Genomic DNA, 26,906 nt, shown 5'->3' on the forward strand with positions numbered 1-26,906 from the left:
CCTTACGCCTGTTCCACCAGCTTGCGGGCCTCGCCCACGTGGCCGCGGTACGCTTCGAAGATCTTGCGCAGCGCGTCGTCCATCGACGCTTGCGGCGCCCAGCCGAGTTCCTGCATCGTGTTGTCGATCTTCGGCACGCGGTTCTGCACGTCCTGATAGCCGTTGCCGTAGTACGCGCCCGACGACGTCTCGACCAGTTGCACCTGCTTCGCGCTGTCCGAGTACTCGGGGAATTCGTTTGCGAGCGCGAGCATCTTGTTCGCGAGTTCGCGGACCGAGAAGTTGTTCGTCGGATTGCCGATGTTGTAGATCTTGCCCGACGCCACGCCGCCCTTGTTTTCGATGATCTTCATCAGCGCGCCGATGCCGTCGTCGATGTCGGTGAACGCGCGTTTTTGCGCGCCGCCGTCGACGAGACTGATGTTCTCGCCGCGCACGATATGCCCGAGGAACTGCGTCACGACGCGCGACGAACCTTCCTTCGGCGTGTAGATCGAGTCGAGGCCCGGGCCGATCCAGTTGAACGGACGGAAGAGGGTGAAGTTGAGACCCTCCATGCCGTAGCCCCAGATCACGCGGTCCATGAGTTGCTTGGAGCACGCGTAGATCCAGCGCGGCTTGTTGATCGGGCCGTAGGAAAGCACGGAGTTTTCCGGATCGAACTGCTCGTCGGTGCACATGCCGTACACCTCGGACGTCGACGGAAACACCAGATGCTTGCCGTACTTCACGGCCGAACGCACGATCGGCAGATTCGCCTCGAAGTCGAGCTCGAACACGCGCAGCGGCTGCTTCACGTACGTGGCGGGCGTGGCGATCGCGACGAGCGGCAGGATCACGTCGCACTTCTTCACGTGATACTCGACCCACTCCTTGTTGATCGTGATGTCGCCCTCGAAGAAATGCATCCGCTCGTGATTCGCGAGGTCGCCCAGGCGATCGGTTTGCATGTCCATCCCGAAGACTTCCCAGTCGGTGGTTTCGAGGATGCGCTTGGACAGGTGATGGCCGATGAAGCCATTGACACCCAGGATCAGAACTTTTTTCATGAATGACGAGAGGATTGAATGATTCGGCCGAATTCGGAAGGATCGACGGTGCGTTCTTCGCCCGACGGTTGCGCGTCGGCGTTCAGGGGCCGGTGACGCAATTCGTGGATGGCGATGACGCGGCCATCGCCGCAGACGCCAAACAGCGCATTATCCGCCACGGTCAGGCCCGGGGGCAAACCCCGCAGCTCACGGAGTCTTTCGGGTGAAACGCCCGGCGCGCCCGTTTCGGGCACGAGCCGCGCCCGCGCGACGATGAAACGATCGGCGCCGATATCCGTGAACGCGCCCGGATACGGCGGTGCGACCGCGCGAATCAGGTTGTAGACACGCTGCGCCGGCTGCGACCAGTCGATGCGGCCATCTTCCGGCTTGCGTCCGCCGTAATAGCTGCCCGCCGCGAGATCGTTCGGCAGATGCGGCGCTTCGCCGGCGAGCAAGGCGGGCAGCACGCGCCAGAGCGTCTGTTCGGCGGCAACGACGGTCTTGTCGAAGACTTGCGCTGCTGTGTCGTCGGGCAGGATGGGCACCGGCGTTTGCGCGAGGATCGCGCCTGCATCGGGTTTCGCGAGCATTTCATGCAGCGTCGCGCCGGCCTCGGTTTCGCCGTTGATGACGGCCCAGTTCGTCGGCACGCGGCCGCGATACTTGGGCAGAAGCGAGCCGTGCATGTTGTACGCGCCGCGCTTTGCGAGCGAAAGCAGCGAGACGGGCAGCATGTGCCGGTAGTAGAACGAGAACACGAAGTCCGGCGCGATTTTCTCCACCGCGCCGAAAAGCTCGGGCGACTTTGGATCGGCAGGCGTGATCGTGTCGATGCCGTGTTCCGCCGCGACCTGCGCGACGCTGCCGAACCAGATGTTCTCGCTTGCGCTGTCTTCGTGCGTGACGACGAGCGCAACATCGACGCCGCGCGCGAGCAGCACCTGCAGACAGCGCACGCCGACGTTGTGATACGCGAAGACGACTGCGCGCGGCTTCATCGGTCGTCTTCCTCGCGCGTGACGGCGACCACTTGCTGCACGGCGTCCTGCAACGGCTTGGCGGCGACCGATACGCCGTCGCGCTGTTCGAGAATCGTCTGCACGAGATAGCGCGGCCGCGCGCGCACCTGCTGATAGATGCGCCCGATGTACTCGCCGAGCAGCCCGAGCGCGAAGATGATGACGCCGAGCATGAAGAACGTGATGGCGAAGAGGGTGAACACACCCTGGACTTCCGCGCCGAACATGAAGCGGCGAATCAACAGCAGCAGGAACAGGCCCGCCGAGCCGACCGACAGAATCACGCCGATGAACGACAGCCATTGCAGCGGCACGACCGAAAAGCCGGTAACGAGATCGAAGTTCAGGCGGATGAGGCTATAGAGCGAATACTTCGACTCGCCCGCGAACCGCTCCTCGTGTGCGACATCGACTTCGATCGGGTTTTGCGCGAAGGTGTACGCGAGCGCCGGAATGAACGTGTTGATCTCGCCGCAGCGATTGATCGTATCAATGATATGGCGGCTGTACGCGCGCAGCATGCAGCCCTGGTCCGTCATCTTGATCTTCGTGATGCGCTCGCGCAGGCGGTTCATCGCGCGCGACGCCTTCTTGCGCCACAGGCTGTCCTGCCGCTGCTGGCGAATCGTGCCGACGTAATCGTAGCCCTCGCGCATCTTCGCGACGAGCTTGCCGATTTCCTCGGGCGGATTCTGCAGGTCGGCATCGAGCGTGACGACGATCTCGCCGCGCGACTGTTCGAAGCCCGCGAGGATCGCCATGTGCTGGCCGTAATTGCCGTTGAGCAGAATGACGCGCGTCGTGTCGGGCCGCACGTGGAACTGCTGCGCGAGCAGCGCGGCCGACTTGTCGCGGCTGCCGTCGTTGATGAAGATCACCTCGTACGACGTGCCGAGCGCATCGAGCGCCGGATAGAGGCGCTGGAAAAGCGCGGCGAGGCCGTCCGCTTCGTTGTACACCGGGATGATCACCGAAAGCTCGGGGGACGTCGCCGGAAAATCGAAATGACTCATGTTGCGCTGATTGTCCTTGATGGTCCGTGTTACCCGTTGTGTCCGAACTGCTCGCAGATTTCGTCGATGGACCGGACGACATGCGTCACGTCGTCGGCGGTCATGCCCGGGAAGAGCGGCAGCGTCACGTTCGACGCGCCGTAATGCTCCGAATGCGGGTACATGCCTTCCTTGTAGCCACGCGCGCGATACAGCGTGAACAAGTGCAGCGCCGGGTAATGCACGCCGCTTCCGACGTTGCGCTCCTTCAGTTGCGCCATGAATTCCGCGCGCGTGAGCTTGAGCCTCTCGAGCGGCAGCGCGATCTGGAACATGTGCCAGTTGTGGTCCGTGAAGTTCTCGACCGGCAGACCCATGCCGAGCTCGACCGCCGCGCCGCCTTTGAAGGCTTCGAAATAGAGGCGCGCCAGTTCGCGGCGCTGCTGCGTGAGGCTCTCGACGCGCCTCAACGAGCCGAGGCCGACGCGCGCCGCCACGTCCGTCAGGTTGTACTTGCCGCCGAGCACGTCGCAATCCATGCCGTCGAAGCCCGTGCGCGTAATGCCTTGCAGACGGTACTTGCGCGCGAGTTCCGCTTCGTCCTCGTTATTCATTACTAGCGCGCCGCCTTCGATCGACGTCACATTCTTGTTCGCGTGGAAGCTGAACGACACGATGTCGCCGATCGCGCCGATGCGCTGGCCTTTCCACGTCGAACCGAACGCCTGCGCGGCGTCTTCGATCACGCGCAGCTTGTGGGCGCGCGCGATCTCGTAGAGCTTGTCCATGTCGACGGGCAGGCCGGCCAGATAGACGGGCATCAGCGCCTTGGTGCGCGGCGTGATTGCGCGTTCGAGCAGATTCAGGTCGATGTTGCGCGTGACCGGATCGATATCGACGAACACCGGCGTCGCGCCGACTTCGAGGATCACGTTCGCGGTCGACACCCAGGTCATCGGCGTGGTGATGACTTCGTCGCCGGGGCCGACGCCCGCGATGCGCAAGCCGATTTCCATCGTGCAGGTGCCCGAGTTGAAGGCGCGCACCGGGCGGCCGCCCACGTACGCCGACAACTCCGCCTCGAACTGCTGATTCTGCGGGCCGGTCGTGATCCAGCCCGAGCGCAGCACGTCGACGACGCCCTGAATGGTTTCTTCGTCGATATCGGGCTTCACGAAGGGCAGGAACGGCCGCGTTGTTTGAGTCATGGACTATGCGTTTAAAAAATGAATTGATCCGGCGGACGCTTCGGTCCGGCAACTAGCCGCGCGCGAGCACCACGACGCCGACCAGAATGATGCCGATGCCGATGAGCCGCTGCATCGACAGCACTTCGCCGAACAGGTACCACGCGGCGAACGCGTTGACGACGTAGCCGAGCGAGAGCATCGGATAGGCGATCGACACGTCCACGCGCGACAGCCCGACGATCCACACGACGACGCTCAGCACATAACAGGCAAGCCCGCCGATGATCGGCCACTGCGTCGCGATCTTGATGCCGACCGGCAGAATGTTGGCGGGCGTCATGTCGAAATGGCCCACCGCGTTCACGCCGGCTTTGAGCAGGAGCTGGGCGCATGCGTTCAACGATACGCCGATGACGATGCAAATAAAGGAGATCGGGTTCATCGCGCGTTTTTCAAATGCGGAACAAGGATACTCGGTTCATCGCGAAATGCCGAACGATCGTGCAGCGCAGCATCGCGACCGGGAGGAAAACGCGCGCTCACGGCTGCGGTTTCTCCACGATCACGCGGCGCTCGTCGCGGGCGATCACCTGCATGGGCACGTGGCGTGCCATGAGCTCGTCGTAGCGTGCGGGCGGCATCAGCGCGAACGCGTAGCGCTCCGAATCCCACAGCCTGACCCATTCGTCGACGCTCGGCACCCATTTTTGCGGCTCGGTCTGGACGCCGAAGGTCAGCTCGTCGGCTTCGCCGACCATGATCATCGTGTGGCCGAGGTAGAAGGGCATCGTGTGGTCGAGCTTCGCGATCGAGTAAAACGGCGTGTCGGGCGGGAGCTTGGCCATCGCGGCCTTCACGGCCGGCACGAGCCGCACGCCGGAACTCTGCGTGCCGAAGACATCGTGACCGGAGCCCGCGATCGTGCCCAGCAGCAGCCAGGCCGCGCCTAGTCCCGTCGCGCCCGCGAGCACGCTGCGCCGGTTCAGCCATAACGCGAATATCGTCACGACGAAAGCGACGGCGAGGCCCGCGTACACCCAGATCTGGAACTCGCGATAAAGCGCGTTAGGCGTGTTGGCGCTGCCCGCGCGGCCGAGGAAAATCGCTCCGAAGGCCGCGGCGATCAGAAATACCGCATAGCCGATCAGATGCATGCGGTACTGCGATTTCGTCAGCGAGGGCAAATACAGCCCGATGACGAGCGCGAGCGCCGGCGCGATCGGCAGCACGTACGAAATGAGCTTCGAATGCGACGCGCTGAAGAACAGGAAAATGAACGCGGACCAGATCAGCAGCATCGTGACCGGCGCGAAGCCGTTGGGCTGGCGTGGCGTCTTCAAGCCGTGGCGCACACTCTGAAAGGCGATCGACAGCCACGGCAGAAAACCCACGATCAGAACCGGCACGAAGTAATAGAACGCGCCGGGGCGGTTCTGCTCGGGCGTCAGATAGCGCTTGAACTGCTGGACGATGAAGAAGAAGTCGAAGAACTCCGGGTTCTTCATCTGCACGAGCGCGAACCACGGGCCGGTCACGATCAGGAACACGATCAGCCCACTGCCGATATAGAGCCGCTTCCAGAGCGCCCAGTCGCGCGACACGAGTGAATACAGAACGAGCACGGCGCCCGGCAGGATCAGGCCGACGAGACCCTTCGACAGCACCGCGGCGCCCATGCCGGCCCAGCAGAGCCACATCCAGAGACGCACTTCGCGGGTCGGCAGTCCGGGGCGCTGGGCGAGCAGGAGCGCGCAGAGGGTCAGCTCCATCCAGAACGACAGGCCCATGTCGAGCGCGTTGAAGTGGCCCATCAGGTTCCAGTACGGGCACGTCGCGAGGATGACCGCGGCGGCGAAGCCCGTCATCGCGTTGAATACGCGCGTGCCGGTATAGCCGACGAGCAGCACGCCCAGAAAGCCCGTGAGCGCCGTATAAAGGCGCGCCTGCCATTCGCCGATGCCGAACCACGCAAAGGTGAGGGCATTCGCCCAAGTTTGCAGGGGCGGCTTTTCGAAATACTTGTAGCCGTTGTAGCGCGGCGTGATCCAGTCGCCGGTCACGAACATCTCGCGCGCCATTTCGGCGTAACGGCCTTCGTCGCTGGGCACGAGATGACGATACCCGAGCGGCGCGAACCAGATGATCGCGAGTGCGAGTACCAGAAGAATGAGCGAAAGACGCGTGAGCGGTAGCCGGGTAGGCGTATCGTTCATGAAGTCGACCTGTCCGATGCCGCGATGCGCGGCGCTAATGAAACGAATTGAGCGATGAATGCGCGCCGCGCGAGGATGCAACTCGTGCATGCTCAGGCACGCATTGTCGATGCGAGTTCGCACGTTCGAGCGCGCGCTGCGCACTTGTCCGACGTCGAAACGCCCGGCGTAACGACGATGCCGGGCGGGAGTGTAGCGCACGGCCGACCGGCATCCGTCAAAATTGACGACTGGCAAGCGACGGCTGCTGCCGATATCGGACGGGCGGCGGGAGTCTGCCAACGCTTCCTTAGCGCCGCCTTAGCGATCCCCTCAGGCTTCGATCAGCAGTGCGGCGGCCACGCGCCGGCCTTCGGACATCAGTATGTTGTAGGTGCGGCAGGCCGCGCCGAAATCCATCGTTTCGACGCCGATGCGGTGTTTCGCCAGTTGCGCGGTGAGGCGCGGATGCGGAAAGCGCAGCCGCGACCCGCTGCCGAAAATGACGACTTCCGGCGCGGCCTCGACGAGCGCATCGAAATCCTCGGGCTTGAGCGCATCGAACGACGACACCGGCCACGCCGCGACGGGCGTCTGCGGCATGACGATCACGCTGCCTTCGTGCCTTTCGAGATTGATCGCCACGAAACCGTCTCCGTAGCTCGTGATGGTATTGAGCGCGCTGGTGGAATCCTGGTGCAGTTTCAAAACAATGATCCGGCAAGGAAAAGGAGAGAGGCCCGGCGGGCGCGCGCAGCGCCGTTTGCGCCGGTTCCGGCGCATTCGATTGGTGCATTGCGGAACTGGGCCATAATCAGTAAATTATAACTTTTTGGCTGCCGGGCTCGCTCGTGCGTCACCCGTTGCGCTCGCGTGCCGCCACAAGCCGCCTTCGACACGCAATCCGGTCCGCATCGCCCATGCCTTACCTGGCGCGGCGTCTAAAATGCATCGTTCGGCGCTCGGGAAAAGCGGGCCGTCCGGGCGAGCCGCCATCGGCTTTCACCTCGGTATTTATTGCAACGCCCGTCCGCCGCGCGCGAGGCTGGCTGCCCCGAATTCCGAGCCGCACGCGACCGACATCACCAGAACCCGTCCGCATTCACATCAGACCCAGAGCGCCAGCCGTGAAACCGATTCTCAAATCCAACAAGCTGCAAAACGTCTGCTACGACATTCGCGGGCCCGTGCTCGAACACGCGAAGCGCCTCGAAGAAGAAGGCCATCGCATCATCAAGCTGAATATCGGCAATCTGGCGCCGTTCGGCTTCGAGGCGCCGGACGAGATCATTCAGGACATGATCCGCAATCTGCCGGGTTCGTCGGGCTATTCGGATTCGAAGGGCGTGTTCGCCGCGCGCAAGGCGATCATGCATTACACGCAGCAAAAGGGTGTGACGGGCGTCGAACTGGACGATATCTACATCGGCAATGGCGCGTCGGAACTGATCGTCATGGCGATGCAGGCGCTTCTCAACGACGGCGACGAAGTGCTCCTTCCGGCGCCGGACTATCCGCTGTGGACGGCCGCGGTGAGCCTGTCGTCGGGCACGCCGCGCCACTACATGTGCGACGAGAGCAACGGCTGGATGCCCGATCTCGACGACATCCGCGCGAAAATCACGCCGAACACGAAGGCGCTCGTCGTCATCAACCCGAACAACCCCACAGGCGCGCTGTACTCCGACGAACTGCTGCGCGATCTGATCGCGATCGCGCGCGAGCACGGCCTCATCATTTTCGCGGACGAGGTCTACGACAAGATCGTCTACGACGGCAAGACGCACACGTCGATGGCCGCGCTCTCCGAAGACGTCGTCACGGTCACGTTCAACAGCCTTTCGAAAAGTTACCGCTCGTGCGGGTATCGCGCGGGTTGGATGGCGATCTCCGGGCTGATCGAAGAGAACCGCCGCCGCGCGAAGGATTATCTCGAAGGCCTCGGCATTCTCGCGTCGATGCGCCTGTGCCCGAACGTACCCGGCCAGTATGCGATCCAGACGGCGCTCGGCGGCTATCAGAGCATCAACGACCTGATCGTCCCGAGCGGGCGCCTCTTCAAGCAGCGCGAACTCGCGTACGACATGCTCACGGCGATTCCGGGCGTCACGTGCGTGAAGCCGCAAGCCGCGCTCTACATGTTCCCGAAGCTCGATCCGAAGATGTATCCGATCCAGGACGACCAGCAGTTCATCACGGATCTGCTGCTCGAGGAGCGCGTGCTGCTCGTGCAAGGCACCGGCTTCAACTGGCCGACGCCGGATCACTTCCGCGTGGTTTTCCTGCCGAACGTCGACGATCTCGCGGATTCGATCAACCGCATCGCGCGCTTCCTCGACGGCTATCGCAAACGACATTCCGCTTAATCTCTCTTTTAAAGACTCGCGCTGCATGGAACCGATCAAAGTAGGACTCTTGGGCTTCGGCACGGTCGGCAGCGGCACCTTCACGGTGCTGCGCCGTAACCAGGAAGAAATCAAACGACGCGCGGGACGCGGCATCGAAATTTCGCGCGTCGCCGTGCGTACGCCGGCGAAGGCCGAAGCGGCGAAGCAGGAAGGCATCGCGGTGACGGACGACTTCAACGCTGTCGTCGACGATCCTTCCATCGCCATCGTGTGCGAAATGATCGGCGGCACGGGCTTCGCGCGCGAACTGGTGCTGCGCGCGATCGCGAACGGCAAGCATGTCGTGACGGCCAACAAGGCGCTGCTCGCGGTGCACGGCACGGAAATTTTCGAGGCCGCGCGCGCGAAGGGCGTGATGGTCGCGTTCGAGGCCGCGGTGGCGGGCGGCATTCCGATCATCAAGGCGCTGCGCGAAGGGCTGACGGCGAACCGCATCGAGTACATCGCGGGCATCATCAACGGCACGACGAACTACATTCTTTCGGAAATGCGTGACCGCGGGCTCGACTTCGCGACCGCATTGAAGGCCGCGCAGGAACTGGGTTACGCCGAAGCCGATCCGACTTTCGACATCGAAGGCGTCGATGCCGCGCACAAGGTCACGATCATGAGCGCAATCGCGTTCGGCGTGCCGGTGCAGTTCGATCGCGCGTATGTGGAAGGCATCAGCAAACTGGCCGCGATCGACATTCGCTACGCGGAAGATCTCGGCTATCGCATCAAGCTGCTCGGCATCGCGCGGCGCTCGGAGAAGGGCATCGAGCTGCGCACGCATCCGACGCTCGTTCCGGCCAAGCGCCTGCTCGCCAATGTGGAAGGCGCGATGAACGCGGTCGTCGTGCACGGCGACGCGGTCGGCACGACGCTCTACTACGGCAAGGGCGCGGGCGCGGAGCCGACGGCGTCCGCCGTGGTCGCCGATCTCGTCGACGTGACGCGCCTGCATACGGCCGATCCCGAGCATCGCGTGCCGCATCTGGCGTTCCAGCCGGACAGCCTGTCGAACACGCCAATCCTGCCGATCGACGAAGTGACGAGCGGCTACTACTTGCGCCTGCGCGTCGCGGACGTGACGGGCGTGCTCGCGAACATCACGCGCATTCTCGCGGACAAGGGCATCTCCATCGACGCGCTGCTGCAGAAGGAATCGGAAGAAGTCGACGGCGCGAACAAGGGCGAGACCGACATCATCCTCATCACGCACGAGACGCTCGAAAAGAACGTGAACGCGGCGATCGCGCAGATCGAGGCGCTGTCCACGGTCGTCTCCAAGGTGACGAAGCTGCGCATGGAAGCGCTCAACTAAAGGCAAGCACGATGAACTACATTTCGACGCGCGGCGCCGGCACCGACGAACGCCACACGTTCTCCGACATTCTGCTGGGCGGCCTCGCCAAAGACGGCGGCCTGTATCTGCCGGCGGAGTATCCGAAAGTCAGCGCCGACGAACTCGCGCGCTGGCGCACGCTGTCGTACGCGGATCTCGCATTCGAAGTGCTGTCGAAGTTCAGCGACGACATTCCTGCCGACGACCTGCGCTCGCTTACGCGCAAGACGTACACCGCGCAGGTGTACAGCAACGTGCGCCACGAAGAGAGCGCGGTTCAGATCACGCCTTTGAAGACGCTCGGCGAGGAAAACGGCACGACGCTGTCGCTGCTGGAACTCTCGAACGGCCCGACGCTCGCCTTCAAGGACATGGCGATGCAACTGCTCGGCAATCTGTTCGAGTACGCACTGGCCAAGCACGGCGATGAATTGAACATCCTCGGTGCGACCTCGGGCGACACCGGCAGCGCCGCCGAATACGCGATGCGCGGCAAGACCGGCGTGCGCGTGTTCATGCTCTCGCCGCACAAGAAGATGAGCGCGTTCCAGACCGCGCAGATGTTCTCGCTGCAGGATCCGAACATCTTCAATCTGGCGGTCGAAGGCAACTTCGATAATTGCCAGGACATCGTCAAGGCCGTGTCGAACGATCACGCGTACAAGGCGAAGCACAAGATCGGCACGGTCAATTCGATCAACTGGGCGCGCGTCGTCGCGCAGGTCGTGTACTACTTCAAAGGCTATTTCGCCGCGACGAAGAGCAACGACGAACGCGTGTCGTTCACGGTGCCCTCGGGCAATTTCGGCAATGTGTGCGCGGGGCACATCGCGCGCATGATGGGCCTGCCGATCGATCAACTCGTCGTCGCGACCAACGAAAACGACGTGCTCGACGAGTTCTTCAAGACCGGCGTGTATCGCGTGCGCGGCGCGGCGGAGACGTATCACACGACGAGCCCGAGCATGGATATCTCGAAGGCGTCGAACTTCGAGCGTTTCGTGTACGACCTGCTCGGACGCGATCCGGCGCGCGTGCTGCAACTGTTCCGCGACGTCGAAGAGAAGGGCGGCTTCGACCTCGCGGTGAGCGGCGATTTCGCGCGCGTGAAGGAATTCGGATTCGTGTCGGGCAAGAGTGGCCACGACGACCGCGTGAAGACGATCCGCGACGTATTCGAGCGCTATCACACGATGATCGACACGCACACCGCCGACGGCGTGAAGGTCGCGCGCGAAAATCTGAAGCCCGGCGTGCCGATGATCGTCCTCGAAACCGCGCAGCCGATCAAATTCGGCGAGACGATCCGCGAGGCGCTCAATCGCGAGCCCGAGCGGCCGGCTGCGTTCGTCGGACTTGAAAAACTGCCACAAAGGTTCGATATCGTTCCTGCCGATGCTGGCGTCGTGAAGGCGTTCATCGCCGAGCGCACGTAACAGGATCGTCATCGGGATGAACGGGGCGCGGCTGCACGGCCGCGCCCCGTTTTTCATGATGCGGCACGAAATCCGCCGCCCGAGCCAGCTTGGCAGAATCGCCGCTCGCGGGCAAAAGCCCGCCAAAAGCTGTTAAAATCTCAGGTTTTTCGTCGTACCCCATTCAAAAGGACGCGCCGTGCTGTCTACCGCCAATATCACCATGCAATTCGGGCCCAAGCCCCTCTTCGAGAACATCTCGGTCAAGTTCGGCGAAGGCAACCGCTATGGCTTGATCGGCGCCAACGGCTGCGGCAAGTCGACCTTCATGAAGATCCTGGGCGGCGATCTCGAGCCGTCATCGGGCAACGTCATGCTGGAGCCGAACGTGCGTCTCGGTAAATTGCGCCAGGACCAGTTCGCGTACGAAGACATGCGCGTACTCGACGTCGTCATGATGGGCCACACCGAAATGTGGGCCGCGATGACCGAGCGCGACGCGATCTACGCCAACCCCGACGCCACCGACGACGACTACATGCGCGCCGCCGACCTCGAAGCCAAGTTCGCCGAATACGACGGCTACACGGCCGAAGCGCGCGCGGGCGAACTGCTGCTCGGCATCGGCATCAACATCAACGATCACAATGGCCCGATGAGCAACGTCGCGCCGGGCTGGAAGCTGCGCGTGCTGCTCGCGCAGGCGCTGTTCTCGAAGCCCGACGTGCTGCTGCTCGACGAGCCGACCAACAACCTCGACATCAACTCGATCCGTTGGCTGGAAGACGTGCTGAACCAGTACAACTCGACGATGATCATCATCTCCCACGATCGGCACTTTCTGAACCAGGTCTGCACGCACATGGCGGACATGGACTACGGCACGTTGAAGGTCTGGCCGGGCAATTACGACGACTACATGCTGGCGTCGACGCAGGCGCGCGAGCGTCAGCAGGCCGCGAACCAGAAGGCGAAGGAGCGCGTGGCCGACCTGCAGGACTTCGTGCGCCGCTTCTCGGCGAACAAGTCGAAGGCGCGTCAGGCGACCAGCCGTCTGAAGATGATCGACAAGATCAAGATCGAGGAATTCAAGCCGTCGTCGCGTCAGAATCCGTTCATCCGCTTCGAGTACGAGAAGAAGCTGCACAACATCGCGGTGGTCGCGGAGGAAATCACGAAGAAGTACGACCGCACGATCTTCCAGAACTTTTCGCTCTCGGTGCAGCCGGGCGAGCGTATCGCGATCATCGGCGAGAACGGCGCGGGTAAGACCACGCTGCTCAAGTCGCTCAAGGGCGCGCTCGAACTCGATCACGGCACGGTGAAGTGGGCGGAAAACGCCAACGTCGGCTATATGCCGCAGGACACGTACGAAGAGTTTCCGAAGGACGAGACGCTGACCGAGTGGATCGACCAGTATCGCAAGGAGGGCGACGACGAGCAGATGATGCGCGGCACGCTCGGCCGTCTGCTCTTCAACGCGGACGATATCAAGAAGAACGTGAAGGTGCTGTCGGGCGGCGAAAAGGGCCGCATGATCTGGGGCAAGCTGATGCTCGGCCGCCACAACGTTCTGCTGATGGACGAGCCGACCAACCACATGGACATGGAGTCGATCGAGTCGCTGCAGATCGCGCTGGAGAAGTTCGAAGGCACGCTGATCTTCGTGTCGCACGACCGCGAGTTCGTGAGCGGGCTGGCGAATCGCATCATCGAAGTGAAGACGGATGGCACGCTGCGCGACTTCGGCGGGAATTACGAAGATTTTCTGGCGAGCCAGGGGATTCAGTAATCACCGGCTTCGCGCTCGCGCTGAAACAAGCGGCCCGCCTCGAAAGAGCGGGCCGTTTTTACATGCCGGTCAAAGCCTGTCGTTGCGAAACCGCATCGCCGTTCCTTCGCGCGTAATGCGCTCCCAGATCGCGCGTTTTTCGTCGTCGTTCAGAAACACCCAGTTGGACACTTCGCCGGCCGTGCGGCCGCAGCCTTTGCAGACGTCGTCGAAGAGCGTGGAGCACACGCCGATGCAGGGGCTATCAGGCAGATCGTGAAGATTCGAAGACATTGGGCTAGCTCGTGACCGCATCGGCGCCGAACAAAAAGGGGCGGCAACGCGGCATTCAAAATCGTAAAAAAACTCAACGCGCGATACTGTAGCCTATCCGCGCGATCCAGTGATGCCGCTGGTTGTAATCGAGGATGTCCTCGCCGTACCCGTTGAAGTAGCTCACGAACAGATAGCCGCCCCACGCGCTGCCGATCAGCTTCGCGAGCGGATAGGTCAACTGCGATTCCACGCTGCCGTACCAGTGCTTCGTGCCTTTGCGTAATGTCGTCGCGAGTTGCCAGCCGTCCGGGCTGCCGTATTTCACGAGGAAATCGACGTAGCCGCGATAATCCGCGATGTCCTCGTTGCCCGCCTTCGACAGGTAGTAATAGAACTTCGGCGAGAGCGTCAGGTGATTGCCGTTCAGATCGCCGAAATCCCATGTCGGGCGCACGAACGCGATGTTGATCGAGCGCGATTCGTCGCCGCTCTTGCCGTTCGATTCATGCCCGATGCCCGCCGCGACGCCCATGCGCGTGAAGAGCGCGCTTTTCCAGCCGGTGTCCTCCACGTAATAGAACAGTTGCGGCTGAAAGCTGATGTCGCGAAACGGCACCGATTCGGCCGAGAGATTCCATATGGCCGTCTGCGTGTAGCCGAAATAGAGGTTGTCGAGGAAGCCGCGCGAGCGGGGATCGTCAGGCAGATGCAGGCGATATTTGAAGCTGAACTGGAATTTCGCGAGATTGTCGCCGTTTTTGCCATCCGCGAAATAGATCGGCTCGAACGTCGAGAAGCGGCCCGAGAGCAACGTGTCCGTGCTGGACGCCGGTTGGACGGCGGTATTCGCCGCGGCCGTCGCGACGGCGAGTTGGCCGGGTGTCGTCGCTTGCGATTCGGCCTTCTCCGCGGCGGCGACCTCGGTCTGCGTATCGCTGCGATTGAGCGTCACGAGCATCGGCGAAGCATCGAAGCCGACCGGATCGATCTTCACCGCACCGCGCGCCGAATCGGGCCACGGCGCCGAAAAACGCACGCGGCGATACTGGCCGGGCGCAAGGCGCAGACGGTCCGGCACTGTCGGATCGCGCTCGAGCGTGAGCGGCGCCGGCGGCAAATCGCCATTGGTCAGATTCATGGTCAGTTGCTTCGGGACATCGACGGTCAGGGGTTTCGCGTCATCGTCGGTATAGAGGAGCGTCAGTTCGAGCGGTTGCGAGGCGGCGGCTTCGCGCGCGGGTTGCAGCACGGCGACGGTCGCGCGCGTAGCGCCGCTTGTGCAAAGGCCGGCAAGAAGAAGCGCGAACATGCGTGCGCGGCCGGCAGAGCGGCGGGAATTTTTCAGCGAAATCGATCGTGGGCCGTGGGCCATGTAGTTCGTGTCCTGTTGGGGCGGGGCGGGCATCAGGACAGTCTGACAGCGCGAGCCGCGCCGCGATCCCGACATTCCAGACGAAATGGCATCGAAACCGGTGCGTCAGGCCGAAAACACCGCCTGCCAGAGCATCGCGCCGTTCAGCGCGACGATCACGCCCGCGCACATCCACGCCAGCGCCAGCGGCACGCGCGCGACGCGCCAGCGGCCCATCAGCGCGGCATCGGAGGCGAAGCGCACGAGTGGAATCACGGCGAGCGGCAATTGCAGGCTCAAGACGACTTGCGTCGCGACGAGGAGCGCGTTCGAACCATGCTGGCCGAAACTTCCGACCGCGACGAGCGCCGGACCGATCGCGAGCCCGCGCGTCAGGAGCGCCCGCGCCCAGCGCGCCATCTTGAGGCGCAGGAAGCCTTCCATCACCGCCTGGCCGGCGAGCGTGCCCGTGACCGTCGCGTTCAGGCCGCACGCGAGCAGCGCGGCGGCGAACACGACGCCCGCCCAATGGGTGCCGACGAGCGGCGCAATGAGACGGTGGGCGTCGGCGAGATCGTTCACACCGGTGTGGCCGTTCGCGTGGAAGACGGCGGCCGCGACGATCAGTAACGACGCGTTGACGATGAACGCAAGCCCGAGCGAGCCGAACGTATCGATGTTCACGCCACGAAGCGCGCGCCCGATGGTCGCGTCGTCGCGCGCGCTCGCGTGCTCCTTGACGAGCGCGGAGTGCAGATAAAGGTTGTGCGGCATCACGGTCGCGCCGAGCACGCCGGCGGCGAGCCAGAGCATGCCGGCATCGCGGACGAGTTCGCGCGACGGCGCGAGCCCGCGCAGCGCATCGCCCCAGACCGGATGCGCCAGCGCGAGTTCGATGACGAAGCACAAACTCACGAGAAAGATGAGCGTCGATACCGCCCGCTGCAGGGAACGCTTGCCGCGGTTTTGCAGCGCGAGCATCGCGAAGGTTCCGACCGCCGAAACCAGCACGCCGGCCGTGAGCGAGAGGCCGAAGAGCATTTGCAGCGCAACCGCACTGCCGACGACTTCCGCGACGTCGCACGCGATGATCGCGATTTCGCACGCGATCCACAGAACGAGCGTCGTACGGCGGCTGTAGCGTTCGCGGCACAGTTGCGCGAGGTCGCGCCCGGTCACGACGCCCACGCGCGACGCGACCCATTGCAGCAGCATCCCCATCAGGCTCGCGAGCAGGACGACGAAAAGCAGCGAGTAACCGTAGCGCGCGCCGCTCGCGAGCGCCGTCGCCCAGTTGCCGGGATCCATGTAGCCGACAGCGACGAGCGCGCCCGCGCCGGCGAACGAATACCAGTGTCTGCGCGGGCGCGGCGCGCGCTCCCGATCTTCACGGGTCGCCACGGGCGACTGCGCGTCGGATTTCGCGGCTGACGGCCGGGCGAGCGCGGAGGGAGTGGTATTCATGCGGGAGGCGGCCTCGGATAGCGTTGCAACGGTGCGCGTTGCCGGTTCAGAAGACGCCGCTTTTCGCGGCGCACGTCGAATTGGCTCGCAACAACTGTTCCGCTGGCTATTCGTCAGGCTTGTCCCGTGTCGGCCGCGCTCGTGCGAGTCAACGAAACGACGAAGAAACGACTCGCAAAACGGCGGGCGCAAGGGGACGCAGGCGACCGACCACGAATAATGACATTGCATCGGGCTTACGCCTGCGTGTCACTTTGACGAGTGTGGGTTTATCACGTGCCGCGGCAGCGGATTAGGGGCTAAAATGCGCGCTCTTTCCGGCTGTCGGCGCGCGGCGCTAAGCCGGGCAGAGCCCCGCGCGGCAAGACCGTCGCCGCGTGGCGCAAGGGCGTGTACATTTTGCGCGACAAGCGGCGGATTATTTTTTGTCGCGTCCGCGTTTAATGGTAGTTTTCGGGGTTTTAGGGGAGTCGCGGGTCGCTCGGCGATGCGAAAATGCGCCGGGTCCGGGCGGCACGACGTCGTGACAAGTCGGAACAAGGGAGAATCGAAATGAACGAGAAACTGGCGAGCCGCACGGCCAAGCTGGCGGGCGCCCTGGCATGCGCCGCGATGCTGACTCCGCTCGCGGCCTTCGCGAAAGACACGCAGTTGAACGTGTACAACTGGTCGGACTATATCGCGAAGGACACGATTCCCAACTTCACCAAGCAGACCGGCATCAAGGTGAAGTACGACAACTACGACAGCGACGACACCCTGCAGGCCAAGCTCCTGACCGGCCGTTCCGGCTATGACATCGTCGTGCCGACCAGCAATTACGCCGGCAAGCAGATCGCCGCGAACATCTTCGCGCCGCTCGACAAGTCGAAGCTGCCGAACCTCAAATATCTCGATCCCGACCTGATGAAGCTCGTCGAGGGCGCGGATCCGGGCAATAAATACACGGTGCCCTGGGCGTACGGCACGACGGGCCTCGGCTACAACGTCGACAAGGCGAAGCAGATCCTCGGCGCGAACGCCGAACTGAACAACTGGGACATCCTTTTCAAGCCCGAGAACATCTCGAAGCTGAAGGCGTGCGGCGTCTCGGTGCTCGACGCGCCGGACCAGATGTTCGCGGCCGCGCTGCATTACATCGGCAAGGATCCGATGAGCACGAACCCGGCCGATTATCGCGAAGCGCTCGCGATGATGAAGAAAATCCGTCCGTACATCACGCAGTTCAACTCGTCGGGCTACATCAACGACATGGTCGGCGGCGATATCTGCTTCACCTACGGCTGGTCGGGCGACGTCGTGATCGCGAAGCATCGCGCCGTCGATGCGAAGAAGCCGTTCAAGATCGAGTACTACATTCCGAAGGGCGGCGCGCCCGTGTGGTTCGACGTGATGGCGATTCCGAAGGACGCCAAGAACAAGGACGCGGCGCACGAGTGGATCAACTACATCGAGACGCCGCAGGTTCACGCCGCGATCACCAACGCCGTGTACTACCCGAGCGCAAATCTCGAAGCGCGCAAGTACGTGGACAAGGACGTCGCGAACGATCCGGCCGTGTTTCCGCCGCAGGATGTCATCAAGACGCTGTTCCTGCTGAAGCCGCTGCCGCCGGAAATCCAGCGCCTGCAGACGCGGCTCTGGACGGAATTCAAGTCCGGCCGATGAATCCGATAAGCCGGTTATTCTTTTGAAACGACGAAGCCCCCGGACCTCCGGGGGCTTTGTTCGTGATCGCATCGCGTGGCGGGGCGAGTCACGAAAGACGCATGGAAGCAAGGAGTCGAACAGGCAATCATGAGTGAGCAGTCGAGCGCGTTGAAGGCAGCGCCTAATTCCGGCCGGCGCGAGCCGGGCAGTTTCCCATCCGTCTCGAGCACGGACGACAGCTTCGTGCAGATCGTCGATGTCGTGAAGAAGTTCGGCGAGACGACGGCCGTGCGGGGCGTCAACCTGTCGGTGAAGAAGGGCGAGCTGTTCGCGCTGCTGGGCAGCTCGGGCTGCGGCAAGTCGACTCTTTTGCGCATGCTCGCCGGACTCGAATCGGTGACCGAAGGGCAGATTCTGATCGACGGGGAAGACCTCGCGAAGATGCCGCCGTACAACCGGCCGGTCAACATGATGTTCCAGTCCTACGCGCTCTTTCCCCACATGAGCGTGGAATCGAACGTCGCGTTCGGGCTGAAGCAGGAAGGCGTAAAGGGCGGCGAGCTGAAGGACCGCGTCCACAACGCGCTCGAACTCGTGCAGATGGCGAAGTTCGCCAAGCGCAAGCCGCACCAGTTGTCGGGTGGTCAGCAGCAGCGCGTCGCGCTCGCGCGCAGCCTCGTCAAGCGACCTAAGCTGCTTCTGCTCGACGAGCCGATGTCCGCGCTCGACAAACAGATTCGCCAGCGCACGCAGATCGAGCTCGTCAATATTCTCGATACGGTGGGCGTCACCTGCATCATGGTGACGCACGATCAGGAAGAAGCGATGACGATGGCCAATCGCATCGCCGTGATGAGCGAAGGGCAGATCGTGCAGCTCGGCACGCCGCACGAAGTCTATGAGTATCCGAATAGCCGCTTCTCCGCGCAGTTCATCGGCTCGACCAATCTCTTCGACGGCAATGTCGTCGAGGACGAGCCGGATCACATCTTCGTCGAATCGCCGGACCTTCCGGTGCGGCTCTATGTGAGCCACGGCATCACCGGGCCGCTCGGCATGCCGGTGACGATATCCGTGCGTCCCGAACGCATCGCGCTCACGCGCAAGCCGCCCGAAGGCACCTACAACTGGGGCCGCGGCAAGGTGACGAACATCGCGTACATGGGCGGCTACACGCTCTATCACGTGACGCTCGATTCCGGCAAGGTCGTGGTCGCGAACCTGTCGAGCCTCGCGATCGGCGAGATCGATTCGCCCACGTTCGACGACGAAGTCTACGTGCGCTGGAGCGCGTCGGCGGGTGTGGTGCTGACCGCATGATGACGAACTGGCTCAAGCGCATCGGCGTTTCCGGACGCACGCTCGTCATCGGCGGTCCTTATCTGTGGCTCCTGCTGCTGTTCTTCGTGCCGTTCCTGCTCGTCGTGAAGATCAGCTTCGCCGACAGCCAGCTCGGCATTCCGCCGTACACGGATCTCGTGACGATGGAAGAGGGCGTGATGCATATCGCGCTCGACTTCGCGCACTACGCGTTCCTTGTCAAGGACAGCCTGTACTTCGCGACCTACATGAACTCGCTGCTGGTCGCGGCGGTATCGACGGTGCTGTGCCTCCTGATCGGCTATCCGATGGCGTATTACATCGCCCGTTCGAATCCGGCCACGCGCAACATCCTGATGATGGCCGTGATGCTGCCGTTCTGGACGTCGTTCCTCATTCGCGTGTACGCGTGGATCGGCATTCTGAAGAACAACGGCCTGCTCAATAACTTCCTGATTTCGATCGGCCTGCTGCATTCGCCGATCGAGCTGTATCACACGAACATCGCGGTATATATCGGCATGGTGTATTCGTATTTGCCGTTTCTCGTGATGCCGCTTTACGCGCATCTCGTGAAGATGGATCTGACTTTGCTCGAAGCGGCCTACGATCTCGGCGCGAAGCCGTGGAAGGCGTTCGTGCAGATCACGTTGCCGCTGTCGAAGAACGGCATCATCGCGGGCTGCCTGCTCGTGTTCATTCCGGCGGTGGGCGAGTACGTGATTCCCGAACTGCTCGGCGGCGCGGACACGCTGATGATCGGCCGCGTCATGTGGAACGAGTTCTTCAACAACGCCGACTGGCCGATGGCTTCCGCCGTCACTTGCGCGATGGTCCTCTTGCTGCTCGTGCCGATGGCGCTTTTCCAGCACTTCCAGGCGAAGCAACTGGAGGAAAAGCGATGATCAAGGTCAGCCGTCCGTTGCAAATCACCGCGCTCGGACTGGGGTTCGCGTTCCTCTATATACCGATCCTGAGTCTCATCGTCTATTCGTTCAACGATTCGCCGCTCGTCACCGTCTGGACCGAGCCGTCGCTCAAGTGGTATCGCGCGCTCGTCACCGACGACGAACTGATCAACGCGGCGTGGCTGTCGTTGCGCATCGCGTTTTTCACGGCGTGCGCGTCGGTCGTCATCGGCACGTGGGCGGGCTTCGTGCTCGCGCGCATGGGGCGCTTCAAGGGCTTCACGCTCTACGCGGGCATGATCAACGCGCCGCTCGTGATTCCCGAAGTCATTCAGGGCATTTCGCTGCTGCTCTTGTTCGTCGAAATGGCGAAGCTCATCGGATGGCCGGATCGCGGATTCTTCACGATCTGGATCGGACACGTCATGTTGTGCATCTCGTATGTGGCGATCATCGTGGAATCGCGGGTGCGGGAGCTGAATCCTTCGCTGGAGGAGGCCGCGCTCGATCTCGGCGCGACGCCGCTGCGCGTGTTCTTCTCGATCACGCTGCCGCTGATCTCGCAGGCGCTCGTCGCCGGTTGGCTGCTGTCGTTCACGCTTTCGATCGACGATCTCGTGCTGTCGGCGTTCCTGTCCGGTCCCGGTTCGACGACATTGCCGCTCGTCGTGTTCTCGCGCGTGCGTCTTGGCTTGAATCCGGAGATGAACGCGCTCGCGACTTTGTTCATCGCGCTCGTGACGGTCGGCGTGATCGCGGCGAACGTCTTCATGCTGCGCAGCGAACGGAGAAAGCTCGCAACGGTGATGTGACGTCAAGTGGCCGGACGCAAAAAGCGCGTCCGGCACGACGCTGTAAACGCCGAAGGGCCATCGCGATGTTCAGTCGCGATGGCCCTTCTTGCATCAAGACGCGCCGCTTACTTCGCTGCTGCGTCCTTCAGAACGACGCGCGTCGGACCGCCGATGCTATTCATGAGCAGGTCTCCGTTGGACAGGTACTGGATGATGGCGTAAGCGCCGTTGCCCAGATTGCTCTGCCCGAACGACACGCGATGCACGGTCTTGCCGGTGTTCCAGTCCATGCCGGTGATTTCCCAACCCGTCTTCGGATAGTAGCCGTTCACGAACACCATGTTCGACGCCGAACTCGTGCTCGGCACCATGCTGATGGAAACGACGTCGTCACGCGTCCAGACCGAGCGCCATGCGTGCTTCTTCGGATCCCATTCGAGACGCTCGGCACCCGAGGCCGGCTTGTTGACCGGACCGAGCGACAGCACGTCGACGAGCTTGTCCGGATGGCCCTTCTCGGCAACGTTGTTGACGACGAACGCGCCGTAGCCGTTCACGACCACCGACTGTTCGCTCTGAACGAACTTCGGCGGATGCTTGAGTCCGGCCGTGATGCCGATCTGACCGGCGATGCGCGGCGACTTCGTACCCGGAATCTGCTTCCAGCCCGCAGGCATCTGGTCGCGCCAGAACGCGACGAGGTGCATGCGGTTCGCGCCGTCCGTGATGACCACGAGCTTGTCCTGGTCGTCGCCGAAGCCCATGAGCGTGGGCGTGGAGCCGGTGCCGTCGCCGAACTTGACTGCGGGCGGCTGATCGCCGTGCTCGTATTCGGCCTTCCATGCGCCGTCTGCTTCGTCTTCCGAGAGCTTCGTGCCGGTCCAAACGACCTTATGCATCACGCGATTCGACGCAATGTAGATGCCGCCTTTCTGATCGATCGCGAACGAGTTGCTCACGAATTCGCCCGGCGCAAAGCGGATCGTCTGCGGCTGGCCTTCGAGCGAACGGTCGAACACGCTGATCGACACGTTCGATGCCACGACGAACTTGCCGTCGTACGTGACACCCGTGCCGACGAGATGCGCCTTGCCGACGATCGGTTTCATGTCGATCGTCTTAATGACCTTGATGCCGGCGGCCGGATTCTTTTCGTCCACGAGACCGAACATGCTGATGTTGCCGTCCGAATCGTTGTAGTAGACATGATTATCCTTGTCCACCACCGAGTACACGCCGTTGACGACGCGCGTCCAGTCGAGGCCGTAGGTCTTGAACACTGCGTCTTCGGCGTGCTTGATGTTCGTGTAGCGCTCGCCGAGCACCTTGTCGTGCAGCGCGGCCGGAATGACCTTGTTGCCGGGCGCCGGGGCGCGTGCGACTTCCTTGAAGCCGCCGTTCGACACGTCGATATACGTCACGCCTTCGCTGGACACGCCCCACATGTAGTTCGGCGACGTCGACGCGAGCGTCATGATGTTCACCGGACCGGCGACGACGCGCGGCGCCTTGCTGATATCGACGTTGAAGAAGCCGGGCTTGACCGCATACGGAAACGCATCGCTCTGCGACGAATCGAAGTGCGTGATCGAATATTTCTCGGCGGCGAGGAACGGGTTGCGCGGCGGCTGCTTCGCTTCCAGCGCGTGCGCGGTGCCCGCAGCGAACAGCAGCGCGGTTATCGTGCTGATAGAGGTTTTTTTCATGCGTTGCTCCTTCTTCGGGTTGAATTCATATCGCGATGCGGGCAGGCATCAGAACGCCAGCGTCGCGCTTGCCATGAAACTGTTGGTGCTCTTGAGCCGGTTCGTGCTCGCGATGCTCGGCACCCAGCGCAAGCTCGCCGAAACGGGATGTTTGCCGCCCACCTTGGTGTCGTAAGTGACGATGGGACCGAGCGAGAAGTCATGTCCGACGAAGCCGTCGAGCCGATCGGCGACTGGGCCGGAGTCCTTGCCGAGCTGCTGAACGGTGCCCATCACGAGGCCTACGCCGACGCCATTGGCGAATTTCTTCAGGCCCATTAGATCGAGCGTGAAGAGCGGGGCGTTTTGATAATCGGTGGCTTGATTGCGCGTGTAGAACTGCAGTCCCGCGACGGCGTCGAATTCCAGGCCGTACTGCGGAACGAGCTTCGTGTACGCCACTTGAGGCACGAAGGTCCAGTTGTTCAGGCTCGTGTTGGCGAGCGCGTTCGGGTCGTAACGGCCGGTCGGCGCCCAGACGTTGAAGCTGAGCGCGATGTGATCGGTGCGCGAGAAGTGGTATCCCGCGACGATCGGCGTGAAGTAGAGGTCAAACAAGTTCGCGGCGCTGTCGCTGCGCGCGCCGTTCAGGCGTCCGACGGACGCGCCTGCTTTCACGTCGGTCCAGACGTAGGGCAGCGTGATGGCGGACGCGAAACTCCATCCGCCCGTGCTGCCCCACGAGCGCATCAGGGTAGCGAGCGTGAAGTCGATCTTCGCGTCGACGCCGGCAGTCGCCGTGCCGGCGATCGGCACGGAGCGGTTCGCGCCGATCGAGCCGTCGAGATAGATGTTCTCGAAGTTCACGATGGTCATCGGCTCGGGCGGCACGATGCCCGCGCTCGGGCCGACGCTCATGCCCGCGACAGGCCGGCCGAGCGCGCTTTCGGTTGCATGAGCAACGGGAATGCAGGCCGATGAGGCCGCCAGCATCAGCGCCAGAACTGATCGGCGCGCGGTAAGTCCGCGACGCGTGCCGAATTCAGATAAAACGCATTGCATTATTCCCGTTTCTGGGATTCGATTTATTTTGCTCATTGTTTGAAAAATTGGTGCGTCCAAAAGCGCCGTAATAAATGGATCCGTCTATCTATCCGCTTTGTAAATATCGCGGTAGACATTAATTGAATTTAATCGCTATTCGTAGGTGTGCGTGTTCCCGCAACGATGGATCGTTGCTGCCTGTACTTGCCGGAGAGAGTTCTTGTTCGTGCCGAATCAGCTCCGCGAACTTTGAAACGGGCGCTAATGGCGATTGAAAAAGATTAAACAGTGCTCAGGTTTAGAAACAGATCTTCCGACTGCATTTGGTTGGCGACACTATCAGCGCGCACGTGCGCAGACAAGCTTTGCCGCCGGAATGACAAAGATATGCACAAAGATCAATTATTTTTTTCATTAATACGCTTTGAGAAAATCTCAGCGTGAAGTTTGCGCAAAACGAGTTCGGGGCGCACGATGCGCCCCGAGAAAAGACATGCAAACGCCTGCTTGCGAAAGCTTCAGTCGCCCGACGCTTCCCGCGCGAGCGCTAGATGCTTCGCGAAGGTCGTCGGGTCGGTATTGGTGCCGCACAGCAGCACGCCGACACGCTTGCCTTCCAGCCGCTCGCGCAACGGTCCGAGCAGGGCGGCGGTGGCGGCGGCGCATGCCGGCTCGACCGCCAGTTTGAGTTCACCGAACAACTGCAGCATGCCGTGACGCAGCTCGTTGTCTGACACGGTGACGATCTCGTCGATATGCCGCCGACATAGCTCGTAGCTGTACTGCTCGGTATGCGGCGCCATCAAAGAATCGGCGATGCCGTGCATCGCGCCCATCTTGACCGTGTGATTCGCCTCGAAGCTGCGTTTCATCGCATCCGAGCCTTCCGGTTCCACGCCGAAGACATGCAGCGACGGATTTGCGAGGCGCATCGCCGTCGATACGCCCGCGGCCAGGCCGCCGCCGCCGATCGGCAGGATCACGGCGTCGAGATCGGGCGCCTGCGACGTCCACTCGTAGCCGAGCGTCGCCGTGCCGAGCACCGTGCGATAGCCGTTGAACGGATGGATGAACACGCGTCCTTCTTCCGCTTCGACGCGCCGCACGACATCGAACGCCTCGGCGACGTTCTCCGCGAACACGACTTCCGCGCCGTAGCGCCGGCACAGCGCCACGCGCGCCGGGCTCGCGCTCTTGATGATGACGACCTTCGCGCCCACTTCCATGCGCTGCGCCGCGTACGCGACCGCCACCGCGTGATTGCCCGCCGATACGCACGTGACGCCCGCCGAACGCTCGCTGTCGGTGAGCGCGAGGATATTCGAAAACGCGCCGCGCGCCTTGAACGTGCCGCTTGCCTGCAAGAGTTCGAACTTGAACGTGACCGGCGTGCCTTCGAGCGTCGGAAAGTCGTGGCGCTCGAAGGTCGGGGTGCGCGTCACCCACGGCGTGAGCGCCATATGCTGCTCGGCGATTTCGTCGAGCGTCGGAATCGGTGTGCCGTCGATCGTATTGTCGGAATGCTGCATGGCAGTGGACATGACGTGTTGTCGATCTGGAGAGGTCAACGGGGCTGTGCTTCGACGGACATGCTGTGGATGAACTTGCCCAGGAACGCCTCGCACTGGACGAGCTGTTCGAGCGACACATACTCGTTCGCCTTGTGCGCCTGTTCGATGTTGCCCGGCCCGCAGACGATGCTCGGCACGCCCGCGTTCGCGAACAAGCCCGCTTCGGTGCCGTAGGCGACCTTGTGCTTGTCCTGATTTTGCGTGAGCGCGCGCACGAGTTGCGTGATCGCGGCCTGCTCGGTGGCGTCGAGGCCGGGCGCGGACGCGAGCTTCGTGAATTCGATCGCCGCGTTGCCGTGTTCCTTCAGCATCTTCGGCAGCAGCGTGTCATGCGCGTACGACTGGATGCGTTTGAAGATCTTATCGGGATCGATCGTCGGCAAATTGCGGAATTCGAACTCGAAGTTGCATTCGGCGGGCACGGTGTTGATCGCGTTGCCGCCTTTTATCGTGCTCGTCTGACCGGTGGTGAAGGGCACGTCGTAGAGTTCGTCGAACGGACCTTGCGCGCGAAACTCGTCGACGAGATCGCGGATGTGGCAGATGAGCCGCGCTGCGTACTCGATCGCGTTCAGGCCCTTCGGCGTCAGCGACGAATGCGCCGCGAAGCCGCGCACGCAGCAGTGATAGGTGTTGATGCCTTTGTGCGCGATGATCGGGCGCATCGATGTCGGTTCGCCGACGATGCAGCCATCGGGTTTGAGGCCGCGCTTTTTCAGGTCGGCGATCATCAGCGGCGCGCCGGCGCAGCCGACTTCTTCGTCGTAGGAAAGCGCGAAGTGGATGGGTTTCGCGAGCTTGGTCGCCTGCATCTTCGGCAGCATGGCGAGCGCGGCGCCGATGAAGCCTTTCATGTCACACGAGCCGCGGCCGTAGAGCAGGCCGTCGCGCACTTCGGGCTTGAACGGATCGCTCTGCCAGTCCTGACCGTCGACCGGAACGACATCGGTGTGACCCGACAGCACGATGCCGCCGTCGGTTTGGCCGTCGTGCGCCGGGACCGTGGCGAAGAGATTCGCCCACTGGCCGCGCGGATCGTTGGTGATGGTCGCTTCGATGCCCGCTTTTCGCAGTTCGTCGCGTACCGTTTCGATCAGGCCGAGATTCGGATTGCGGCTTACGGTATCGATGGATACGAGCCGTTCGATCCACGGCAGGGAAATGGGCGTTTCGGTTCTGGATTGAGCTTCGAGATTCGCCGTGTCAGCGATCTGTGACATATTTTTGCTCCTGCGGGTAGGGTTTGATCATAGCCCAAAAGAATGATGCTGGCCGTAGGGGGCTTTTTGGTTTTTGAGTTTTGGGGCTTTTGAGCTTTGGCGCTTTGGGGTTGTCGCTGGATCCCGTTTTCTTAGTGGTCTATTAGCACTGCCCCTGTGCGGGGCGGCAGTCACTTTCTTTGCTGCTGCAAAGAAAGCAACTGTATTGAGCGTCAAGGGTTGAGTTGGTAAGGATCATGGTTTTGGGGGATTCCAAGTTGTGCCGTCGCGCATCA

The 26,906-nt window shown here is 62.4% G+C and carries 22 protein-coding genes; 8 read left to right on the forward strand and 14 right to left on the reverse strand.

Annotated elements, in window-relative coordinates:
* Window positions 1-2: 2 nt before the first annotated feature.
* The 7 genes from NCR93_RS06640 to NCR93_RS06670 all read right to left on the reverse strand — a co-directional run bounded on the left by NCR93_RS06640 (window position 3) and on the right by NCR93_RS06670 (window position 7,135).
* The gene (locus NCR93_RS06640) at window positions 3-1,049 is read right to left on the reverse strand and encodes a bifunctional UDP-4-keto-pentose/UDP-xylose synthase (RefSeq protein ID WP_008349823.1); all 1,047 of its coding nucleotides are present in this window, start codon (window positions 1,047-1,049) and stop codon (window positions 3-5) included.
* Complete coding sequence (locus NCR93_RS06645; protein ID WP_008349821.1) at window positions 1,046-2,032, reverse strand: formyltransferase; 987 nt, start codon at window positions 2,030-2,032, stop codon at window positions 1,046-1,048. Before NCR93_RS06645 ends, NCR93_RS06640 begins: the two co-directional genes overlap by 4 nt.
* Window positions 2,029-3,066 (reverse strand): glycosyltransferase, encoded by a 1,038-nt coding sequence (locus NCR93_RS06650; RefSeq protein WP_008349819.1) that lies wholly within the window; start codon window positions 3,064-3,066, stop codon window positions 2,029-2,031. Before NCR93_RS06650 ends, NCR93_RS06645 begins: the two co-directional genes overlap by 4 nt.
* 29 nt (window positions 3,067-3,095) lie before the next feature.
* Entirely contained in the window at window positions 3,096-4,253 is a 1,158-nt protein-coding gene (locus NCR93_RS06655) for a DegT/DnrJ/EryC1/StrS family aminotransferase (RefSeq protein WP_175980106.1), read from the reverse strand.
* A 52-nt stretch (window positions 4,254-4,305) separates the two neighbouring features.
* A complete protein-coding gene (locus tag NCR93_RS06660; RefSeq protein ID WP_008349817.1) occupies window positions 4,306-4,677 on the reverse strand; it encodes an SMR family transporter in 372 nt (123 codons plus the stop codon).
* Between the two features lie 97 nt (window positions 4,678-4,774).
* The gene (locus NCR93_RS06665; RefSeq protein WP_175980107.1) at window positions 4,775-6,448 is read right to left on the reverse strand and encodes a glycosyltransferase family 39 protein; all 1,674 of its coding nucleotides are present in this window, start codon (window positions 6,446-6,448) and stop codon (window positions 4,775-4,777) included.
* A 312-nt stretch (window positions 6,449-6,760) separates the two neighbouring features.
* The gene (locus tag NCR93_RS06670) at window positions 6,761-7,135 is read right to left on the reverse strand and encodes an Mth938-like domain-containing protein (RefSeq protein ID WP_008349815.1); all 375 of its coding nucleotides are present in this window, start codon (window positions 7,133-7,135) and stop codon (window positions 6,761-6,763) included.
* A gap of 419 nt (window positions 7,136-7,554) precedes the next feature.
* On the opposite strand from NCR93_RS06670, the gene NCR93_RS06675 reads away from it, so the two are divergent.
* From NCR93_RS06675 to NCR93_RS06690, 4 genes are all read left to right on the forward strand, one after another.
* Complete coding sequence (locus tag NCR93_RS06675) at window positions 7,555-8,793, forward strand: pyridoxal phosphate-dependent aminotransferase (RefSeq protein WP_175980108.1); 1,239 nt, start codon at window positions 7,555-7,557, stop codon at window positions 8,791-8,793.
* A gap of 25 nt (window positions 8,794-8,818) precedes the next feature.
* A complete protein-coding gene (locus tag NCR93_RS06680; RefSeq protein ID WP_175980109.1) occupies window positions 8,819-10,141 on the forward strand; it encodes a homoserine dehydrogenase in 1,323 nt (440 codons plus the stop codon).
* A gap of 11 nt (window positions 10,142-10,152) precedes the next feature.
* A complete protein-coding gene (gene thrC / locus NCR93_RS06685) occupies window positions 10,153-11,598 on the forward strand; it encodes a threonine synthase (RefSeq protein WP_175980110.1) in 1,446 nt (481 codons plus the stop codon).
* Between the two features lie 178 nt (window positions 11,599-11,776).
* Window positions 11,777-13,369, forward strand: a complete 1,593-nt coding sequence (locus NCR93_RS06690) for an ABC-F family ATPase (protein ID WP_008349811.1) — start codon at window positions 11,777-11,779, stop codon at window positions 13,367-13,369.
* 69 nt (window positions 13,370-13,438) lie between these two features.
* Here the strand turns inward: NCR93_RS06690 and NCR93_RS06695 are convergent, their stop codons facing one another.
* The 3 genes from NCR93_RS06695 to NCR93_RS06705 all read right to left on the reverse strand — a co-directional run bounded on the left by NCR93_RS06695 (window position 13,439) and on the right by NCR93_RS06705 (window position 16,439).
* On the reverse strand, window positions 13,439-13,642 hold the full coding sequence (locus NCR93_RS06695) for a DUF1289 domain-containing protein (RefSeq protein WP_008349809.1): 204 nt from the start codon (window positions 13,640-13,642) through the stop codon (window positions 13,439-13,441).
* A gap of 73 nt (window positions 13,643-13,715) precedes the next feature.
* Complete coding sequence (locus NCR93_RS06700; protein WP_175980111.1) at window positions 13,716-14,933, reverse strand: phospholipase A; 1,218 nt, start codon at window positions 14,931-14,933, stop codon at window positions 13,716-13,718.
* Window positions 14,934-15,101: 168 nt separating this feature from the next.
* Window positions 15,102-16,439, reverse strand: coding sequence for an Nramp family divalent metal transporter (locus tag NCR93_RS06705; protein ID WP_175980112.1), 1,338 nt, complete (start codon window positions 16,437-16,439; stop codon window positions 15,102-15,104).
* A gap of 552 nt (window positions 16,440-16,991) precedes the next feature.
* On the opposite strand from NCR93_RS06705, the gene NCR93_RS06710 reads away from it, so the two are divergent.
* From NCR93_RS06710 to NCR93_RS06725, 4 genes are all read left to right on the forward strand, one after another.
* A complete protein-coding gene (locus tag NCR93_RS06710) occupies window positions 16,992-18,107 on the forward strand; it encodes a polyamine ABC transporter substrate-binding protein (protein ID WP_175980113.1) in 1,116 nt (371 codons plus the stop codon).
* Window positions 18,108-18,236: 129 nt separating this feature from the next.
* Window positions 18,237-19,409 carry an ABC transporter ATP-binding protein gene (locus tag NCR93_RS06715; RefSeq protein ID WP_008349801.1) on the forward strand — a complete coding sequence of 391 codons (1,173 nt, stop codon included), beginning with the start codon at window positions 18,237-18,239 and terminating at the stop codon, window positions 19,407-19,409.
* The gene (locus NCR93_RS06720) at window positions 19,406-20,314 is read left to right on the forward strand and encodes an ABC transporter permease subunit (RefSeq protein ID WP_033536118.1); all 909 of its coding nucleotides are present in this window, start codon (window positions 19,406-19,408) and stop codon (window positions 20,312-20,314) included. The genes NCR93_RS06715 and NCR93_RS06720 overlap by 4 nt, the downstream gene beginning before the upstream one ends.
* Window positions 20,314-21,129 carry an ABC transporter permease subunit gene (locus NCR93_RS06725; protein WP_033536119.1) on the forward strand — a complete coding sequence of 272 codons (816 nt, stop codon included), beginning with the start codon at window positions 20,314-20,316 and terminating at the stop codon, window positions 21,127-21,129. The genes NCR93_RS06720 and NCR93_RS06725 overlap by 1 nt, the downstream gene beginning before the upstream one ends.
* 107 nt (window positions 21,130-21,236) lie before the next feature.
* Here the strand turns inward: NCR93_RS06725 and NCR93_RS06730 are convergent, their stop codons facing one another.
* The 4 genes from NCR93_RS06730 to argE all read right to left on the reverse strand — a co-directional run bounded on the left by NCR93_RS06730 (window position 21,237) and on the right by argE (window position 26,631).
* Window positions 21,237-22,817, reverse strand: a complete 1,581-nt coding sequence (locus tag NCR93_RS06730) for an NHL repeat-containing protein (protein ID WP_175980114.1) — start codon at window positions 22,815-22,817, stop codon at window positions 21,237-21,239.
* 48 nt (window positions 22,818-22,865) lie between these two features.
* Window positions 22,866-23,789 (reverse strand): SphA family protein, encoded by a 924-nt coding sequence (locus NCR93_RS06735; protein WP_239294929.1) that lies wholly within the window; start codon window positions 23,787-23,789, stop codon window positions 22,866-22,868.
* Between the two features lie 569 nt (window positions 23,790-24,358).
* A complete protein-coding gene (locus NCR93_RS06740; RefSeq protein WP_175980116.1) occupies window positions 24,359-25,381 on the reverse strand; it encodes a threonine/serine dehydratase family protein in 1,023 nt (340 codons plus the stop codon).
* Between the two features lie 23 nt (window positions 25,382-25,404).
* Window positions 25,405-26,631, reverse strand: a complete 1,227-nt coding sequence (gene argE / locus NCR93_RS06745) for an acetylornithine deacetylase (RefSeq protein ID WP_175980117.1) — start codon at window positions 26,629-26,631, stop codon at window positions 25,405-25,407.
* Window positions 26,632-26,906 lie beyond the last annotated feature (275 nt).

Origin of the sequence: Caballeronia sp. ATUFL_F1_KS39, assembly GCF_023630985.1 — a bacterium.
Lineage (GTDB): Bacteria > Pseudomonadota > Gammaproteobacteria > Burkholderiales > Burkholderiaceae > Caballeronia > Caballeronia zhejiangensis.

Bases quoted from the DNA above. Each gene is read 5' to 3' on its own strand.
- NCR93_RS06715 (WP_008349801.1), top strand. From the start codon at position 18,237: ATGAGTGAGCAGTCGAGCGCGTTGAAGGCAGCGCCTAATTCCGGCCGG.
- NCR93_RS06710 (WP_175980113.1), top strand. From the start codon at position 16,992: ATGAACGAGAAACTGGCGAGCCGCACGGCCAAGCTGGCGGGCGCCCTG.
- NCR93_RS06730 (WP_175980114.1), bottom strand. From the start codon at position 22,817: ATGAAAAAAACCTCTATCAGCACGATAACCGCGCTGCTGTTCGCTGCG.
- argE (WP_175980117.1), bottom strand. From the start codon at position 26,631: ATGTCACAGATCGCTGACACGGCGAATCTCGAAGCTCAATCCAGAACC.
- thrC (WP_175980110.1), top strand. From the start codon at position 10,153: ATGAACTACATTTCGACGCGCGGCGCCGGCACCGACGAACGCCACACG.
- NCR93_RS06695 (WP_008349809.1), bottom strand. From the start codon at position 13,642: ATGTCTTCGAATCTTCACGATCTGCCTGATAGCCCCTGCATCGGCGTG.
- NCR93_RS06740 (WP_175980116.1), bottom strand. From the start codon at position 25,381: ATGTCCACTGCCATGCAGCATTCCGACAATACGATCGACGGCACACCG.
- NCR93_RS06680 (WP_175980109.1), top strand. From the start codon at position 8,819: ATGGAACCGATCAAAGTAGGACTCTTGGGCTTCGGCACGGTCGGCAGC.
- NCR93_RS06735 (WP_239294929.1), bottom strand. From the start codon at position 23,789: ATGCTGGCGGCCTCATCGGCCTGCATTCCCGTTGCTCATGCAACCGAA.
- NCR93_RS06640 (WP_008349823.1), bottom strand. From the start codon at position 1,049: ATGAAAAAAGTTCTGATCCTGGGTGTCAATGGCTTCATCGGCCATCAC.
- NCR93_RS06655 (WP_175980106.1), bottom strand. From the start codon at position 4,253: ATGACTCAAACAACGCGGCCGTTCCTGCCCTTCGTGAAGCCCGATATC.
- NCR93_RS06705 (WP_175980112.1), bottom strand. From the start codon at position 16,439: ATGAATACCACTCCCTCCGCGCTCGCCCGGCCGTCAGCCGCGAAATCC.
- NCR93_RS06720 (WP_033536118.1), top strand. From the start codon at position 19,406: ATGATGACGAACTGGCTCAAGCGCATCGGCGTTTCCGGACGCACGCTC.
- NCR93_RS06645 (WP_008349821.1), bottom strand. From the start codon at position 2,032: ATGAAGCCGCGCGCAGTCGTCTTCGCGTATCACAACGTCGGCGTGCGC.
- NCR93_RS06665 (WP_175980107.1), bottom strand. From the start codon at position 6,448: ATGAACGATACGCCTACCCGGCTACCGCTCACGCGTCTTTCGCTCATT.
- NCR93_RS06700 (WP_175980111.1), bottom strand. From the start codon at position 14,933: ATGTTCGCGCTTCTTCTTGCCGGCCTTTGCACAAGCGGCGCTACGCGC.
- NCR93_RS06650 (WP_008349819.1), bottom strand. From the start codon at position 3,066: ATGAGTCATTTCGATTTTCCGGCGACGTCCCCCGAGCTTTCGGTGATC.
- NCR93_RS06660 (WP_008349817.1), bottom strand. From the start codon at position 4,677: ATGAACCCGATCTCCTTTATTTGCATCGTCATCGGCGTATCGTTGAAC.